The sequence below is a fragment of the Metabacillus sp. B2-18 genome (assembly GCF_021117275.1).
Lineage (GTDB): Bacteria > Bacillota > Bacilli > Bacillales > Bacillaceae > Metabacillus.
In genome coordinates this window covers 262,187-279,841 of sequence record NZ_CP088246.1, presented here as the reverse complement: position 1 = coordinate 279,841, position 17,655 = coordinate 262,187, and the positions used below count along the sequence as shown (strand labels likewise).

At 33.0% G+C, this 17,655-nt stretch carries 13 protein-coding genes and 5 pseudogenes; 5 read left to right on the top strand and 13 right to left on the bottom strand.

Features of this window, described 5'->3' with window-relative positions:
* Positions 1–2: 2 nt before the first annotated feature.
* Both LPC09_RS26970 and LPC09_RS26965 read right to left on the bottom strand, forming a co-directional pair.
* Positions 3–458 (bottom strand): YhcN/YlaJ family sporulation lipoprotein, encoded by a 456-nt coding sequence (locus LPC09_RS26970; RefSeq protein ID WP_098797043.1) that lies wholly within the window; start codon positions 456–458, stop codon positions 3–5.
* Between the two features lie 68 nt (positions 459–526).
* Complete coding sequence (locus LPC09_RS26965; RefSeq protein WP_231309862.1) at positions 527–739, bottom strand: DUF1657 domain-containing protein; 213 nt, start codon at positions 737–739, stop codon at positions 527–529.
* An 802-nt stretch (positions 740–1,541) separates the two neighbouring features.
* Here LPC09_RS26965 and LPC09_RS26960 point away from each other — a divergent pair.
* Positions 1,542–2,303, top strand: coding sequence for an N-acetylmuramoyl-L-alanine amidase (locus LPC09_RS26960; protein ID WP_231309823.1), 762 nt, complete (start codon positions 1,542–1,544; stop codon positions 2,301–2,303).
* Between the two features lie 659 nt (positions 2,304–2,962).
* Positions 2,963–3,184 (top strand): hypothetical protein, encoded by a 222-nt coding sequence (locus LPC09_RS26955; protein ID WP_098797041.1) that lies wholly within the window; start codon positions 2,963–2,965, stop codon positions 3,182–3,184.
* A 269-nt stretch (positions 3,185–3,453) separates the two neighbouring features.
* On the opposite strand, the pseudogene LPC09_RS26950 reads toward LPC09_RS26955, so the two are convergent.
* Positions 3,454–3,774 (bottom strand): annotated as a pseudogene (locus tag LPC09_RS26950) (IS110 family transposase); the annotation flags it as partial.
* Between the two features lie 780 nt (positions 3,775–4,554).
* Positions 4,555–4,941: pseudogene (locus LPC09_RS26945) on the bottom strand (IS1595 family transposase); the annotation flags it as partial.
* 213 nt (positions 4,942–5,154) lie between these two features.
* Between LPC09_RS26945 and LPC09_RS26940 the strand changes: the two are divergent.
* Entirely contained in the window at positions 5,155–5,595 is a 441-nt protein-coding gene (locus LPC09_RS26940; RefSeq protein ID WP_098797039.1) for a cell wall hydrolase, read from the top strand.
* Positions 5,596–6,297: 702 nt separating this feature from the next.
* Here LPC09_RS26940 and LPC09_RS26935 read toward each other — a convergent pair.
* From LPC09_RS26935 to LPC09_RS26920, 5 genes and pseudogenes are all read right to left on the bottom strand, one after another.
* Positions 6,298–6,465 (bottom strand): annotated as a pseudogene (locus LPC09_RS26935) (peptidoglycan-binding domain-containing protein); the annotation flags it as partial.
* 151 nt (positions 6,466–6,616) lie between these two features.
* Complete coding sequence (locus tag LPC09_RS27525; protein ID WP_141549681.1) at positions 6,617–6,688, bottom strand: peptidoglycan-binding domain-containing protein; 72 nt, start codon at positions 6,686–6,688, stop codon at positions 6,617–6,619.
* 70 nt (positions 6,689–6,758) lie between these two features.
* Positions 6,759–7,341: pseudogene (locus LPC09_RS26930) on the bottom strand (peptidoglycan recognition protein family protein).
* A gap of 815 nt (positions 7,342–8,156) precedes the next feature.
* Complete coding sequence (locus LPC09_RS26925) at positions 8,157–8,840, bottom strand: DUF421 domain-containing protein (protein ID WP_098797037.1); 684 nt, start codon at positions 8,838–8,840, stop codon at positions 8,157–8,159.
* Between the two features lie 24 nt (positions 8,841–8,864).
* On the bottom strand, positions 8,865–9,434 hold the full coding sequence (locus tag LPC09_RS26920; RefSeq protein WP_098797036.1) for a CBO0543 family protein: 570 nt from the start codon (positions 9,432–9,434) through the stop codon (positions 8,865–8,867).
* A gap of 619 nt (positions 9,435–10,053) precedes the next feature.
* On the opposite strand from LPC09_RS26920, the pseudogene LPC09_RS26915 reads away from it, so the two are divergent.
* Positions 10,054–10,536 (top strand): annotated as a pseudogene (locus tag LPC09_RS26915) (DUF2975 domain-containing protein).
* A gap of 400 nt (positions 10,537–10,936) precedes the next feature.
* Here the strand turns inward: LPC09_RS26915 and LPC09_RS26910 are convergent.
* From LPC09_RS26910 to LPC09_RS26895, 4 genes are all read right to left on the bottom strand, one after another.
* Positions 10,937–12,430 (bottom strand): phospholipase D-like domain-containing protein, encoded by a 1,494-nt coding sequence (locus LPC09_RS26910; RefSeq protein ID WP_098797035.1) that lies wholly within the window; start codon positions 12,428–12,430, stop codon positions 10,937–10,939.
* Between the two features lie 985 nt (positions 12,431–13,415).
* Positions 13,416–13,622, bottom strand: coding sequence for an aspartyl-phosphate phosphatase Spo0E family protein (locus LPC09_RS26905; protein ID WP_141549679.1), 207 nt, complete (start codon positions 13,620–13,622; stop codon positions 13,416–13,418).
* 13 nt (positions 13,623–13,635) lie between these two features.
* Positions 13,636–13,812 carry a Myb-like DNA-binding domain-containing protein gene (locus LPC09_RS26900; protein WP_141549678.1) on the bottom strand — a complete coding sequence of 59 codons (177 nt, stop codon included), beginning with the start codon at positions 13,810–13,812 and terminating at the stop codon, positions 13,636–13,638.
* A gap of 243 nt (positions 13,813–14,055) precedes the next feature.
* Positions 14,056–15,756, bottom strand: coding sequence for a methyl-accepting chemotaxis protein (locus LPC09_RS26895; protein WP_098797059.1), 1,701 nt, complete (start codon positions 15,754–15,756; stop codon positions 14,056–14,058).
* Between the two features lie 483 nt (positions 15,757–16,239).
* Between LPC09_RS26895 and LPC09_RS26890 the strand changes: the two genes are divergently transcribed.
* Complete coding sequence (locus LPC09_RS26890) at positions 16,240–17,595, top strand: helix-turn-helix transcriptional regulator (RefSeq protein ID WP_098797033.1); 1,356 nt, start codon at positions 16,240–16,242, stop codon at positions 17,593–17,595.
* Positions 17,596–17,655: the final 60 nt, after the last annotated feature.

Sequence of the window (17,655 nt, the reverse complement as noted above, 5' to 3'; positions counted from 1 at the left end):
CTTCATGTTTGCTCGTTTGAAAGACTCTTAATTTTCTTCAACTCATCTTCTAACTTCTTTTTACTCAATTTAGAACTCGATATTCTTTTTTCTAACTTTTCAAGCTCAAGAAAAATTTTTTTATCCGTTGATAACGTGACCTTATGATTTGGATTTTCCTTTTCAACCATTTTTGTTAATCTTTTTTCAATATCTTTTAATTGAAATCGATCCATGTGGTTTATTGCTGCATCAACGATAATTTCTTTATCTGTGTTTACTGCTTTTACATCACGAACTTCCTTTTCTTTAACAAGCAATTCCTTAACGTGATTGGATATACTCTGATCGTTTAATGTTTCTTTACTTGTTACCTTTGTTACATTTATCTTTTTTTCATTATTTAAATTGTTCGTACATCCAGTGAGTATGATGGAGATAATACCGATTGATAGAATGATTATATTTATATGTTTCAAATTGGAAACACCTCATTTTTTCTGTTCGAAAAAGGTTGGTTCATAAAAACCAACCTCTTTGAAAAGCTTTATTGCTGTTTGTATTGTGGTTCTTCCTGTTCAATCTCTTGAAGACGTGGTTCTATACTATCAATGATTGATTGTGTTTGTTGTGCTGCAGATTGATAAAGTGATTTTGCATTTTCGTTTTCAGTACCTAAAGCAAATGTTTCAAAGCTTGCTTGTGCACTTTTTAATCCAGCTAACGTCGTTTTCACTTGTTTTACAACGTCATTTTCGATCCTCCTTTGTTAAAAACTATTACAAGAAATAGCTTGCTTAAAAAGAACACAAAACATTCATTTAATTTATGTCTTTTTTAATCACTAGATAAGCAACAAAAAAGACACGCTACCTTTGTCAGTATACGTGTCGAAAATAAATTCACATCAATTTTTTCTTAAAATGCAATCAGGGAAAATTATTGTTATGGAGCCTACCCTTAAGGATCATAAATCAATTTGTAATTGATCTATGAAAAAACTTGATAAAGGAAAGTTTATAAGAAATAATAAAAATTATATAAATTATATAAATTTTTTCCATGAACATGGATTCCTGTGACCGTCAAGTAAAATGAAACAGTTTTTGCTCATTTAAGTGACACAATTAATTGGAAATTAGATTTAGAATAAAATGTTCTCTTTAGTAATAAAAGCTATCTTATGGCAGTAAATAAAAAGAGCCGAAATATACAAGTAGTGTATAAAAACTTGCATAATTCGGCTCTTTTTTGCTCTTCATTTGTTTTACTAAAGCACCCGTTACTTTAAGTGCAGTATTTCACATTTTTTTATTAGCCCCCAACTATCAGCATTTTTTCAGCCAGAATATACTGTAGCCGTTACAGGTTGTCTAATTCCTGGATTTACTATTATGACTTCAATTAAAAGGAGGCTTAATAATGGGTACAAGACCTTGTAAAAAACATAATTGTAACGATTGTAATGATAATAGTTTTTGAGCATAATTTTATCTTTAATTTATTAGCCCAAGCATATTAGCACCTTTTTAATATATTATTAATGGAGGTGATGAATTAAGATGGTTAAACTTTTTATTGATCCTGGACATGGCGGTTCAGACCCTGGAGCTGTAGGAAATGGACTGCAAGAAAAGAATCTTACTTTACAGATAGCTATAACTCTAAGAGATATCTTATTGAATGAATACGAAGGTGTAACAATCCTAATGAGTAGAACAGGCGATCAAACTGTAAGCTTAAGTGAAAGAACAAATGCCGCAAACAATTGGGGAGCAGACTACTACCTTTCCATCCATATTAATGCTGGTGGGGGGACAGGCTTCGAAAGCTATATTTATCCTGGTGTTGGAGCCCCTACAACCACATATCGGGATATCATTCATGATGAAATTATTAAGGCAGTAGATTTTGTTGATCGTGGTAAAAAAACAGCTAACTTCCATGTATTACGGGAATCAAGAATGCCAGCTATGTTAACGGAAAATGGGTTTATAGATAACCCTAATGACGCTAAAAAATTAAAATCCACAAGTTTCTTAGCGACTATTGCCACAGGACACGCTAATGGACTAGCTAGGGCATTTAATTTAACGAGAAAAACAACTATTCTGTATAAAGTTCAAATAGGTGCATTTCGTATCAAGTCTAATGCGGACAAACTTGCTGCAGATGCAAGGTCAAAAGGATTCGATGCTATAGTTTTACTTAGAGATGGTTTATACAAAGTCCAAATTGGAGCTTTCACATCAAAAGAAAATGCAGAATCTTTAGCAACTAAAGCAAGGAATGCCGGATTTGATGCGATTGTGTATTCAGAATAATTAGTTATTCCTCCTAATATTGGTCTTCAAATAGAAAAATGAGATAGAGAGATTCACGATGTCTCTCTTTCTTCCTATTTCAACATACTTCAAAATTTATGTTTGTTTTTATCTTACAAATTTCTGCATCGCAAAAGAATTTACCTTCAATAGGAAAAAATAAAGTCCTATAACGGCTATGCTCCCTTGTTCAACAAACCTGCTTCGTTAGTGCAGCAAGAACAACTTTACAAATGTGTATAAATATTAGCCTGTATACATTATCTCGAGAGTGGCGATTCATAATTATAATACTGAAACATTCATTAATTTCTTTCTAGAAATAGCCAAAAAGAGGCTAACCTTAAAAATATACGTTTCAAATTGGAAAAAAGTGTCCCACTTTATCAAGCAAAAACTGTGTCATCTCTTTCAAGCGGTCACAATTCCATACAATGGTATTAAAAAAGTATAGAAATTGTTCTATAACGAAATATCATCACAAAATAAGGTTCAAATATAAACTTGAAAAATTGAAGTAAAGACAAATTTATAAATTTCTGTTGTCAAATAACACTGTTGGAAAAAATACAAAAAATGTAAATTAATATTTTTTATATATTAAGAATCCCTGGACATTATATTAAAGTATTTCATAATTGCTTAAAGGAGAGATTCACATGCCACAACAACAAATTGATATTAACCAGTTAAACCAAGCAAAAGCAAACGTGACTTTAACAAAAGAATTGTTAACTCAAGCCATTGAAAAGTCCTCATCTGACCAAGTTATGGCTCAAGAAGCTATAAAACAAGCAGCAAATGAAATTGCACAAGCTCAAACTGCAGTTAGCCAAGTACAAAGTGCAATCATGACTCAGCAGCAGTCACAATCTGAATAAAATATTTTCAATCCTGTAACTTGTGTTGCAGGATTTCTTATTATGTACTTGGATAGTAAAAAAGGAAAAAAGAACCCCAAATAAATAGGAGTTCTATAAAGAAATTGTCAGTTGCAATGCTTATCTTATCTATTATTCATTTTGTGCTTCTTCAGAAGGTTCTTCATCTAAATCTGGTACTTCTTCATCCATGCCAGACTTTTCATTCCCTTCTTCAGAAGGCTCTTCATCCATTCTTGGAGCCCCCATTCCATGCATGTAGCATAAAAGAGCATTCTAGCGATCCATTCTTCATCTTTTACATCCGTTTTTCGTCCAGGGACCGACTTAATATGTTGAGCATTCACTACAAGAAATTCAATATCCTCCGATTCAAGTAAGTTGACAATAGGTTTCCAGTAAACACCAGTACTTTCCATTCAACATGAGTGCACTTATGTTTCTTAATCCAGTCAATCAACTGAATTAGAGATGAAGTCTTTGTGGAGAAGAAGGTCTCAATCTCCTTCCCTTTTGGTCTTATAACGCATGCAGTAATGTTGTCTTTATGGACCATCCATCCCACAGGCTCTCTCGATGATTATATCCATTGAAAACATCCTTACACGGCAAATAATATTAGAGGCTGGTGCAACAACCAGAATAGGATTAATCTACCATGAGTGCTTCCCTGAAGGGAGCAACAATAAGTGGTGCACCTTGGTCGAAGGAGTCAGACTGCGCAAAGGGCTCAATCGCCCACAGTACATCGACCTTCCTCAGCCAGCCGTAGAATCAGTATGGACTATGTATACTTATTTTCATTCTCTGTGGTGTATCTCGGGTTTTAAAATACATGGTTGACTGCGCAGCAAATGACTTTATATTATTTCTTCTTGTTCAATATAGGAACCTTTTTATCCTTAATAAATTTAATGTGCCATGGAAGAAAAAGAAAAAACATTATTACATAAAAAGGCGTTGAATACCAAATTTCCCAACCCTTTTGTTTTAGGAAACCAACGTTTGACTAAAAGATACTCGGTAATCAAAGAACCGACAGTGAATATGGTTGCAACAACCCATTTTGAATTAGAAGAAGTATAATAATTACAATAAATTACACTAATACATGCAGGCGCAATGGCAAACATTATTGTATCTGGGAATACTACCTATTGAGGGTTTTCCTGAATCAAGTACGTCCAGTTGAATAAAAGAGACAATGTTTCCTAACCAAGCAAGGAATCCTACTACACCAAAAGTTGTATACCATTCTTTCCAAGAAAGGTGTTTCTTTAACAAAAGGGAAAGAGGTATTAAAATTACACCAGCAAGATACACCATCCATGCACCTTCAGGTGTCAAGTCTAAAACGTTCTATATTTAATCAAATAATGGTCAAGGAATTTTGTTGCCACACCATTAAAACATTGCTGCCAACTTTTAAACCGCTGTGATAGTTATTGACGGTTTGGATATGATACAATCCTTTTACACGTTCTGTACCATCTACTGACTTAAAGCGTTAATGCTCTTTGCTGTTTCATAGTAGAAAAAGCTCTCCAAGCATCGGTACAATGAGTGTTGTCCTATGATAGTTTAGAACCAACAGCCTTATCTAATTGAGTTTTAACAATTCTGCCTCTACCAAGTACACATAGAAAATATGTTGCCTTTTGACGGTCTATTGCGATTAAAACGAAAACCTATTTGAGACTAATGCCACAAAATTTTGACGAGCCATCACGTTTGCGAGGTTTACGCCCTTCAATATTTAAATCAAGCTCAGGCATACTACCACATCCATTCCGTCTGTAGAAATATTTTATGTACTAATATATTTTTTATTCAAAAGGAAAGCAGTCATTAATAGTGTCATAACTTACAATAACGCATGAGGATCCTAATACTGATAGACTCCCCTAATGTAATCACTTGACATTTTTGCAGACTGTTTTTAATACAATTATTGGTAGAGGTGATTATAAGTGACAAGAGTAAAACATACCAACAATGACGTTGATTTAATAGCTAGGATGATACATGCAGAGGCCGTCGGTGAAGGGCGACTAGGAATGCTCATGGTTGGGAATGTCATTGTGAATCGAGCAGTAGCTGATTGTTTAGATTTTAAGGATGTAAGAACCATACGAGATGTGATTTTTCAGGTTCAAGGTGGAAATTACTCTTTTGAAGCAGTACAAAAAGGTAGTTTATTTTACAGACCAGCAAGAAATGTAGAAAGAAAATTGGCTCGAGAAGTAATAAAGTATTGGAGACAACATCCTTCTAAGTATGCTCTTTGGTATTTTAATCCGTATGGTTCGTGTCCACCTACATGGTATAATCAACCATTTGCGGGACAATATAAACAACATTGTTATTATGAGCCACAGGCTAATACATGCTATAGTGTTTATAGGTATTAAAAAAGAAAGCTTGCTGACAGGTTATTACCTGATATTCAATAACGTGGCATTTAATAAAAGCTATACAATTCAAATCAAATAACTTGAGTTTTTTATTGGGTTAAATCTTTTTCTACTGAGATTACATTGTAATTTATATCGATAATTTGTTATCGTCCTTTTAGCTTACTCTAGCTAAGAGGACGATATAAAACTTAGTTCACCTTAATTGATGATTGATCAGAAAACCTTTATTGTGTCGTCTCGGTTCCTCTAAGTATTCAAGGACCCATCATTAAAAAATTAGTAATAATAAATTTAAGATTTAAATATATAGCCCTACCAAATTTATAATTAATCATAAGTCTTTAATGGCTAACTTTAAAACTTTGAGTTAAAATAGACCAATGATCTACTATTTTGAGACTGTAAATAACAGTTTAATTGCACATATTATAAAGAATAACATAGCAGATAACACAGTTCCCATTTTTCCGAAAACCTCTAAAGAGGGAATCTGACTATGAATTTGGTCTGATGGAATAAACCATGCACAGTCTGAACAAATAAAAATTAAGGTTATAGGTATCAAGTTTTTAATTATCCCCACCTCCTAAAAAAGTTTTCATTATACAATATGGTTTATCCTCACACTCGTTACGGTAAAAATGCCAACAAGAGAATCCTCTTCTTGGCATTTTTAGATATTAGATTAGATATTATTTAACCATTTCCCTCCAGTTCCATTTCTATATACTGTCGCGTATTTGAACCATAAATACCGTCGTTTGCTAAAGCAGCATACATTGATTGAAATCTTCTTACGGAATCTTCAGTTAAAGGTCTGTAAATTCCATCAATGTATTTTGGATCAAAATTTATTTCTTTTAAAGCTCTTTGTAATTACTCCACCTTAGGCCCTTCATCTCCCCTTGATAAAATACCATTTGGTAAAGGAAAGTCATTTATACTTCGACTTGATGAAGTTACCTCTTTTAACTTATTTAATGTATTTGGTCCAACAAGTCCATCGAGAAGCAAATCATATTTTTTTCTGAAACCTCATTACTGCTCGTTTAGTTTCTGATCCATATATGCCATCTGCGCCGTACATTAGAAACCAATTCTAGCTTTAATTAGATCCTTTTGTATGTCTCTAACAAAAGGACCCTCATCACCTATATTTAATGGTAATTCGACAGATTCCCCCTTAACAACACGTTCAGGAATATCTTTACTTTAAAATACTTCTCAGTCGCCTGTACCACATCATCAATAAATTGATCCCATGAGATTCCGTACCTATTAAGAGCATTTTGCGAATCTGTTCTTCTTGAGGGGTCTAATGAACTGTGAGCAATGATGTCTGTTCTAGGATTAAGGTTGTATTTATCAACTAAGTAGGCATGGGTACCACACATATCTCCTGTAAGCCTCCCAAAAGGCTATGTCCCCTCTATATGTTAGTTCAACTCCAATTGCAGCATCATTTTCGTCCTCACCCTATAATGAATCATCTTTCTCTACTCCATATAGAACATGCCATGCCTTTTCATCTGTAGGAATTATCTCTAAGATGTACTTATCATCGATAAACGTGTGAGCAGTTGCAGACGGTTGAATTCTGTCGAAATAATTTCGATTTGCATAAGCACTTGCACCAGGATTTCCAGTGTCATGACTCACTATAAACTTAACATCGTTTATCTTTTCACCAGAGCGCAAATTACCATGGCTTATAAAATCTCTTGTAATATCATATTTCAAACATATCTCTCCCCCATATTGACATCATTTATATGTATATGAGTGGATCTTAGAAAATTGCAGTTACCTATATAAATTTTACATATTAATTAAAGTGTACTTTTTGATTCATTTTTAAGAACACCTATTCAAATTTAAACAGAACTTTTTACACACAAATTGGTTTATTGTAGTGTAGAAGGAGTGTATTACTTTCGCGATCTGTTTTTTACATTCATTTAAGTCAAAAGGTTAGGGAGTGACTGTATTCTTGAACAAAAACAACTCCATTAAACTTCATCTAAATTTTTCTTTTTAATGCACCTATTACAACTTAATACGTTTTTAAATAATAATTGTTTCAATATATCACAAATCAATGAACTTTATTTCTTTTTTTGATATAAAAGGTCATCTATAATCTGTTTATCATTTACAACTTTTTTATCTCCAGTGCTTCCATCAATAATTTCTATTTTGTTACATCTTCAATGTCTCTCTGGTAAAAATCATTTAAAGTTAATGTTCTGACGCACATGCTGCTATAAAACAAACACAGGTAATGATATAAATAAACCTTTTCAAAGAATCCTCCCCTTGCATATATTAATTTTACCATAATAATCAATATACCCCTGTTACACTATATGTTTTTTAGCACAAAAAAATAAGATCGCCTTAATGATCTTATTTTTAACTATTGCTCCCGATTGTGGAAGACCAAAGTAACAAACACCTTATCAGATAAAATCTTAAAACGGATTCTCTGGCCATCTTATTATTAAATACACATTATATTCACCAAGAAAATTGATATGCTCCTATCCTAACAAATTTTATTTGGGACTTATATGTATGCCATCACTTTCTCGCCAATCTGCGTAAAGTATACGCTTTATATTATCATATCCATTGATAGTTAATTGGTTATCTAACCACTGTTGATCAAGTCCAAGTTCATGTAAATTATCTGATAAAATTTCCCCATCTATAATTAACGATATTGGAAGTTCTACTGGACTTTCTGGAAGATTGAGATCTTGCTTATCAAGTTTTTGATACTTGGATTTTAATAATATACTTATTTGTCCATTAGCTTCCAATATACCGTATTTGACTTCGCGAACTGAAAAAACATTATTTTGTCGAAGTATACTCAATACTTGATTTACATCCAATTTGTTCTTTGTAAGTAACTTTCTGTCCATAACACCTTCTCGAATGATGATGTTAGGATCGCCTAATAAGAGAGAACGTGTCGATTTATTTTTTAGAGTCAAAAACTCTATTCCCAACATAAGAAGCGTCCACAATCCGATGGCATATAAAAAATGAAAAGTCCTTACCTTATCTTCATAAATGGTATTCCCTAAAAAATCTCCAAGTACTAACACAAAAACTAAGTGAAACGGGGTTAACTGATAGATGGATGTTCTTCCTGTTACGATAATGATAAAAAATAAGGTGACAAAACCTACGATGGTTTTAATCGTGAGTAAACCAATATTAACTTCTTCCAAAGTTTTTTTCCTCCAATATAAATTTTACTTAATTGTAAGATCTTGAGTTTGAGATAGTTTTTGTATTAAAGCTCGAATTCCAATTCCAACGATGATGTAATATATGAATGAATAACTGTATCTCCACTCTAAATAATAAACAAGTTTTACCCACTCGCAAAAAGGTTCACCAATAAAGGCGTATGTTAGTGCCATAATGATTAAGGAGGTTATAAAAAATTTCCATGTTCTAAAATATTGATATAATAACATGTAAGCTACAGGTATCATTGAAAAATCAAAAGGAAAGGCCCTAGGAATAATAGGTAGGAATGCAATTGGATAATCCCAAAACCTATATTGTAAACCAACTACATCTAATAAGGTTGTTGTTATAATAATTATGGTACCAAACAACAAAATTTCTAAAATCTTGTCTCGCTTAACAAGTTTAGCCCATATTACCCAAGGTACAACTAAAAAACAGACTAATATCCACCATTCCCAAGTTAAAAACTCATTCTTTAGCCAATCATTTAATTCTAAAAGGTACAGTTTATCTTCTAAAAAACGTATTTCATTAAAATTTTCAAATATATTATCTATTGATATCACCCCTATTTTAAAATTAAAAGGTAACAGATATTTTTGAATTCAAACTTTTTGACTTACCTTTTTAGTATTACCTTTTTTTAGTAATAAATTTCCATCGTAAGAAAAAACCCATGCTAGAATTACTTCTAACCCGTTCGGATGAGAGGGAGAAACCAATAAATTGCAAGGTGATTTGCGGTACAATTTGCATAGCATTTTGTATCGCTTTTTTTATTGACATACCAATGGTTTTGGTTTTTTTCACATGATTTTGCGTACTAATTTGCAGGCCAATTTACTCTACCCCATAAATTTACGTGCTGTAGCAAATTGGGCTGCATTTGGTTTGCAAATTAGCCGGAAGAGTCGTTATTGCATTCGGCTTATGATAAGTTGGTGTTTACAGGCTATTCTGAATAATTAAATGCCCGTGATGTTTCATTAAAGGCAGGTAAGCGGTAGGAGTTATAATTTTAACTTTTTAAAGGGGTGTTTCTTTGAAATGAGAAAGCCTCAATATTTTCATCATCGGAATCAAATTATAACAATAACAATATAACGGAATACAAAAAATATTTATTGTAAATCAATAAATCCTATGTTAAAGTGATTTTATCACTAAATCAGCGGGGTGCTTTAAATGAAAGCTAAACTAGGTTCAACTTTTTTCTTAAAGGTCATTGCTTTTCTTATTGGAATTGCGGTGCTGGCGTTGTGTATATATTGGTTGCCTGGAGCAGCCAGAAGAGATGCGATAGAGCGACCGGGTGATTATTCGCTATATCCACTTTTGGCATGTGCATATGGAATATGTATAACGTTGTCTGTAGTGTTGTAACAAGTATTTAAACTTTTAACCTATATCGAAAAGAACAATGCTTGCTCTGAGTTATCTCTTCAATCTTTGAAGGTAATAAAAAAATGTGCTTTTACTTTCATTTTCTTCATTTTAATAGCAATAGTTTATTTAAGGGTGCTTGCTCAATTCACAGGTGATGACCCCGCAGGTCCGATATCACTAGGTCTAATGGGTATTTTAGCAACAAGCGTCTTCGTAGCTTTTGTGAACGTTCTTCAAAAACCTTTAAAGAACGTCTTGGATGAGCAACCAAAAAACGATTAACATTTTGAAAAAATAATGAGAAGTGTTTTGATGAAGATATCAACCACATTGATTTTATAAATAGCTGTTTTTATTATGGGACTACCAGTTCTTGTATGTTTATATTTTTCTAACGGGGCTTTAATTGAATAACCCATTAAAAAGAGGCACTGCAATCATATGGCAGCGCCTCTTTTTTGTACAATTTCGCATTCATTTTCCACTTCAAAACAGCCTGCAAAAGGCGTTGTTTTTTCACCTGCAAAAACAACTGCAAATGTTTTTTCTCCCTCTCAACCGAACGGGTTAGAATTACTTCTAACATGTTTTGATTTTTTCAAATAAATCAGAAGCATTTTACAGCAACAAAATTTTTAAAATCTAGATTTAAGATAGAACAATAAAAAAAGGATATTTCAACTTATAATAATGGAGAAAGCAGACGAGCACCCTGTTCAACAATGCGCTCGGTCAAGGATCGTTGTAGCAAGTCTTCGATTCTTAAGGGGAAAGAATCAGTAAGATCACGCTCGAATTGCTGTGTAAGTTCCCTCGCCACATCAGCACTGTACAAGACTTGACACACCTCATAATTCAGACGAAAACTTCTCAAATCATAGTTTACTGAGCCTACTTCTGCAATTTCCTCATCAATGATCATCAGCTTCGCATGCAACATCCCTTTGTCGTACTGATAGATATGGACTCCAGCTTCTATAAGTTCTCCGTAATAGGTACGACTTGCAAAGCCCACGATTTTTTGATCAACATGGCGAGGAACCAGTAATCTTACGCGCACACCACGAGCCACAGCTATCTTTAATGCCATGATAATATCCGTTTCCGGTACAAAGTAGGGTGTTGTTATATCGATAGTCTTGATCGCCTGTGTTATGCATATAAAGTAAGCTTGCCGAATAACTGGGGTAGGAATTCCAGGGTTTCCTTCTAACGTATGGATGTACGCTTTTTGTAATGTCCCTGTCCTTGGGGATATGTCCATCTCATTACCATCTAAGGTGCTCAACTCTGATCCCCATTCAGCTGACCATCTGGAAAAATCTACTCTGCCGATTGGATTAATTTTCGTTTCCTCAGATTTTGTTTTCTGATTTGTTTTCGACTTTATCCGGTCCGGCACAGCGATATTCCAATGAACGTCAAAGACAGTCTGCAAATCGACTGATGCTTCTCCTATGATTTGCAAATGAGTATCCCGCCAGAAGCCAACGTCAGGCTTCAATCCTGTATATTCATATCCTACGTTCATGCCACCAGTAAAGGCTTTCTTTCCGTCGACGGTGACAATCTTACAATGATCCCTATAATTCCAATTTGACAAAATCCAGGGAAAGCGTAATGGAAATATGGTCCGGCATTCTATCCCTGCTTCCACCATCTGAAGGATTTTTTGACGAGGAAATTTTTTACTCCCCCAACCATCTCTCATAAAACGAACCCGGACTCCGTTTACTGCTTTTTCGATCAGCAATTCTGTGATACGATTACCAATTTGGTCATTCCGATAGATGAAATATTCCATATCAATGGTTTTTTGGGCTTTTTGTAGGGATTCGATGAGTTGTTCATATTTTGCTATTCCATTGTTAAGTACTTGGACTTGGCCGACTTGAAGCCCATGTACAGTGAAATGTCGTAAAGCATCGGCGATTACCGATGCTGAATCACTATATGTATCAGGTAATTTGTCAGACTCATTTTGAGAAGAGGTCAATCTTTTCCGATGAATAAGCTTAGGATTTGATATGCTAAGATATAGCCAGAAACCAATGACAGGTAAAATAAGGACGATTATTATCCAATTCAAAGCCTTGGCAGGCCGACGAACTTCCCAAATTGCTATAAATAACATAAAGAGTGCATTTAATAGATATAGACCAAAAATCCATTCCAACTGAAATCCCTCCCTTGTATTACTCTTAACATGTACAAACTGTGTAGGGAGTATACTTTTGGAATACGAAGGATTTGTTTAGATATACATTACAGGCTCACCTTTGGGTGAACGATTATAAGTCGGGAAAACCTTAATGGACTTTCAATTTTATGCACGTGACTGGCTTGTTCCTTATGAAGAGGAGGAGTAAGCAGAGACATTCAGTATTCAGGAAGCTATTAGGCGTGCCATCCAAAATAATGCAGAAATAAAATAAGCTGAGACAGCCCATTCATCTTATTATAGATACAAACACATGAATTTTGATTTGAGGACGCACGCATGATGGAACCAAAAATTACGTGACAAAAAAGTTTTTTACTAAATCCCTTTATTCAACTATATGGCCTTTTACATAAAAAAGACACGAATGTTACACATTCGCGCTTCGATTGCGGAAGATCATTATTATATTAAAGCACCCGTTCAAGAAAAAAAGGGATTAATTAATAATATCTATCTCTTTGACTTTAAAGCCATTTGGGTCCCAATGATTTTCCACTGTTTTATCTATCAAGGTTACTTTTACTCTTGACCCACTTCAAAATCCGATTTATCAATCATAATTTATTATTAGGTATATATTACCACCATAAAAACCCTTTATCATTAATTAACTCGTAAGTAGTTGTTTGGTCTTACATAATTTCATTAGTCTAATGGTATTAGCAAAACGAGTACACATTGTTTCACTAAAGTTATTAAGGAATTAAGCTTCCCTTACAAAGAACGTTTGTATATATAATTTAATTTCCCAACATTAATGCCTGTTTTTTCAATAGTTTGAATGGAGTATTTTAAACAACTGTATTATTTTTAAACGAATTTATAGAATTAAAACAACTTTATCGCCACTCAACATTTGGTGCATTTTATACACCAATGGTATACACGCTTCGCTCTCTTTAGAAAAATATATAAAAAAGAGCAAGAATATAAATCCTCACCCTAATTTAGACTTCCTAAGACAAACACTGTTGTCACAAGAACTTTTTAATGTACTTTTTTGAAATGCAACAATCAATCTATCTAATTTTTGACTAAGCTTTACTGTTCTTTCATTTTGTAAGCCATATTTTACAACAGCTTGTATCATTTCTTCTCGTACTAATTCTATGTTGTTTGACAGTTGTTCCTTAGTATTCTCCATATCAATTCTCCTTTTAGTGTGAAACAGCATACATGTCTAGATATTTAATTTTTCTGTACCTTTTTTCAACACTTAAAGGAGACCTATCCAAAATATCAGCTATTTCTCTATACTTTTTACCTTTATTTCGTAAATTGATTAATTTAAAATCTTCTTTTGTTGTCCAATGTTTATAGGTTCTCATTTTCATCTCTTTTATTAACCTCCATAGTTAATAAACTATCTGTATACTAAAAAATTATCATTTAGCAATTAACAGCTTTATCAAATAGTGTTATTCCATCTGATCAAGGGAATTTTTAGTCTTGCACTTCAAAATCATCGATAGTTATTAAAGAATTACCCTCATATTAAACACGAATATAGACTATGAGGGATATTCTTCCTTGCCCCTCTTTATTTTAAAGTTAATCCATTTCTTAAGTTGCTATATTTAACCTGTTCTAATTTTGAATTTGCTTACAGTATTTTTTAATTCAGTTGCTATTTTTGATAAGCTTGTAGCAGAATCAGATATTTCCTCCACTGAAGCTAATTGTTCTTCTGCGGATGCAGCTACACTTTGGCTGTGCATAGAGGAATCTCTTGAAATAGTTGTTATGCCTGTTACAGTTGCAGATACTTCTTGTGTACTAGCTGACATTTGTTGAGCAGTTGCAGCCATTTCATCAACCTGTTTCCCCATTGCATCCATTGATTTTAAAATTCCATCGAAACTTGATTGTGTCTTAGAAACAATACCTAATCCATTTTGTACTTCTTGTTTGACTTGCTCCATTGAGTTGTTAGAATGAGTCATATCATTCTGTATTTGTACAATTAATTCAGAGATTTGTTTAGATGAACTTTGAGACTGTTCAGCTAGTTTTCTAACTTCATCAGCCACTACAGCAAATCCCTTTCCATGTTCCCCTGCACGTGCCGCTTCAATTGTAGCGTTTAAGGCTAATAGGTTTGTCTGATTAGCTATATCTGTTATTGCATTCGTAATATCACCAATTTGCTTTGATCTTTCATCCAACAATTTAATAACATGACTGGTTTCATTAACTGAAGAATGGATAGTGTTCATTTGTTCAGCGGTTTCTTGAACATATACTCCACCTTGTTTTGCACGATCACTAGCTTCCACGCCAGACTCTGCCAGTAATGAAGAACTATCAGCAATGTTTGCAATCCCTATGGATAATTCCTCAAGAGCGCGAGCACTTTCTTCAACACTTTGTGTTTGAGATTCTGATCCATTTGCAATTTGTTGGATTGCATCTGTAATATGTTCTGTGGCCTTACTAGTTTGTTCAGCTCCAGCAGTTAATTCCTCTGAAGAAGAAGCAACTAGTTCTGAAGATTTCATAACATTTTGGATCAAATGACTTAGGTTTTCCTTCATATTATTAAAACTTTTTGAAAGATCACTTAGTTCATCACCAGTTTCATCAATAATAGTTGTAGTAAAGTCACCGTAACCTGCATTTTCTAATGCTGTTGAAATAGTAGTAAGTCGTTTTGTTAATCCTCGTGTAAACCATAAAACAATGAAAGTAGCAATTAAAATGATGGAAATCACTAAAATTAGAAATATTGTTAAAAACGAGGACAATATATCATCTATAATTGTTTGTGGCGCTCCTACATAGAGAATACCAATTGCCACTCCATTTTTATCTTTAATTGGCATATAAGCGGTTTGATAGGTTTTCCCAGCCACAGTTGCTTGACCATAATAGTTATTGCCTTCTTTTAGCACAGCATCTGCAACTTGATGTGACACTTTTGTACCAACAGCTCTATCTCCATTAACTTTCACATTAGTTGCGATTCGTGTATCTCCTTGGAATATTGTTACAGTATCCCCAGTATCTTGCCCTATTTTATCAACGGCTTCATAGTTATCATTGAATGAAACATCACCTTTAAATAATTTTCCGTTATCAATATGCCACTCACCTGGATACTTGTTGTTAATATAACGTTCACTTAAAGCAAGGTCCCCTTTTGCTTTTTCAATTGCAAATGTTTTTATACCATCTGTAACTTCCCGAACAACTACAACGCCTATAACAATAGAAAGTAACAGGACAATACCGAAAACAATAAGGTTTATTTTAGCCCCTAATTTTAACTTCAATTTCATCCTCTTAAACATGCCTTTCCCTCTTTCCGTCTTTTATAAGTGCTTACAATACAAGCTCAATAAGTCTTCTGTCTTCTGATAATTAAGATCCCAACAAAAAAAACACTTTCTTACTAGACGTATCCCGTTCTAGAAAGGAAGTGTTTTAGTGTTTTAGCAGGTACGCTACTAAAATTCCTAATTCTCCTTAATAATAAGTAAAGTCAATGTTAATAAGCGACAGGTTCACTGCTCTACATCAGACATTAGACCTTACAATTAAAGTGACTTTCGAACTACCTCTTTGAATTATAGATTAAATTATAGCACCAACAAATAAAATTTCAATGATATTTTTGTAAAAAAATACAAAAAAATTCATTTATTCTTATAAATAGAGTAATTCTTAACGCAAAAACACACTAAGATTACGATTATTATCATAGACATAGTAAAATAGTAATGATATTTACTTTGATCAGGAAATGAAAAAGGAGAATTTATATGAGCAATCAAATACCTAGACATAACAACATCGGAGAAAGAATAAGAGCAAAAAGAAAAGAAATAGGTATGACCTTAGGAGAATTAGCTAAGGGAATTTGTTCTGTTGGCAAGTTAAGTAATATAGAAAACGGGAATATTCCTGTATCTAATCAGGACTTAAAGCAGTTTAGTGAAAAACTAAATACACCCATCAGTTACTTTTCTGATCCGAACATTCATGAAAGGTTAAGAGAAATTGACTATCAAATACAAAAAATTAAAGATTTAATTGGTCTAAAACAATGGCATTATGTAGAAAAAGAACTCTCAACTTTTAAGATCAAAATTGATACATATCAAATTAAAAGTAGAGATATTGATTATCAATTCCTTAATGGAATCTATAATTTAAGAAAAAATAATAATAAAAAAGCAGAAGAATACTTATTAAAAGTAATTAATTTGGAAGAAAACAATAATTACAATTTACGCTTGAAATTAAAAGCATATAATGCGATCGCAAGTATTTGGTTTGATGAAAAAAGGATATCTAAGAGTTTAAACTTTCTTGACAGAGCTTTGGCTCTCTCAAATGAAAGTCCTACCATTACAAAGGAAGAAAGAGATAACATATATTTTAATCTATCTATCCTTTATCTCTATATTGGATCCTATTCAAAAGCTCTAAAGAGTATAAATAATGTCCATCATCACTTAATTTATCCTCTTGAAACAGAATATATTAATTTACTTATTAGATATCTAGAGAATATAAAAATTGGGGATATTAGAGAAGAATTGCTCTTATTAAGAGAAAAACTTCATCTAAAAAACGATAAAGAGGGAATTTTTAGAGGCTGGGCTTTAACTATTTATACTATTATGACTTCTTATCCAGGAGCAGAATTAGTTACTAAATTAAAAGAAATATTTTGGATTGATGCTGAAATGGTTTTTCAAATGGATGAATTTAAAGAAACTAGTTTATCTATATACCAATTAGGAATCTATGTTTTATTAGAAAACAGCCCTGATATTCAATTTATCAAAAAATTAATTAATAAATCAAAAACTATTCTTATTGATATAGACTGTAAAATAATTCGCTCTAGAAACTTTTACTTAGAAGGAAAATTTTATAAAAACCTATTGAATGATACCAATAAAGCTCTTTCTCTATTTTACAATGCTTTGGATCTTTTGGAAAATGACTATGAAGGTCTTTTAAAAGCCGATATTCTTTATGAAATCAGTAGAATTAAGGCAATAGAAAGCGAGGCAATGACAGCACTTGAATTATACCACGGTCATTTAGAGAGTCAGTTTTTATTCACTCACTTTCATGAGTTAACTTTACCTTCGTTTAAATTTTAAAATAGTTAATTTTAATAATTAGAAATAAATGGTCATGAAGGTTAGTCATCTTATATGACT

Excerpts from the sequence above, each read along its gene's own strand:
- LPC09_RS26890 (WP_098797033.1), top strand. The coding sequence starts at position 16,240 with ATGAGCAATCAAATACCTAGACATAACAACATCGGAGAAAGAATAAGA.
- LPC09_RS26960 (WP_231309823.1), top strand. The coding sequence starts at position 1,542 with ATGGTTAAACTTTTTATTGATCCTGGACATGGCGGTTCAGACCCTGGA.
- LPC09_RS26905 (WP_141549679.1), bottom strand. The coding sequence starts at position 13,622 with ATGGAGAATACTAAGGAACAACTGTCAAACAACATAGAATTAGTACGA.
- LPC09_RS26955 (WP_098797041.1), top strand. The coding sequence starts at position 2,963 with ATGCCACAACAACAAATTGATATTAACCAGTTAAACCAAGCAAAAGCA.
- LPC09_RS26900 (WP_141549678.1), bottom strand. The coding sequence starts at position 13,812 with ATGAAAATGAGAACCTATAAACATTGGACAACAAAAGAAGATTTTAAA.
- LPC09_RS26895 (WP_098797059.1), bottom strand. The coding sequence starts at position 15,756 with ATGAAATTGAAGTTAAAATTAGGGGCTAAAATAAACCTTATTGTTTTC.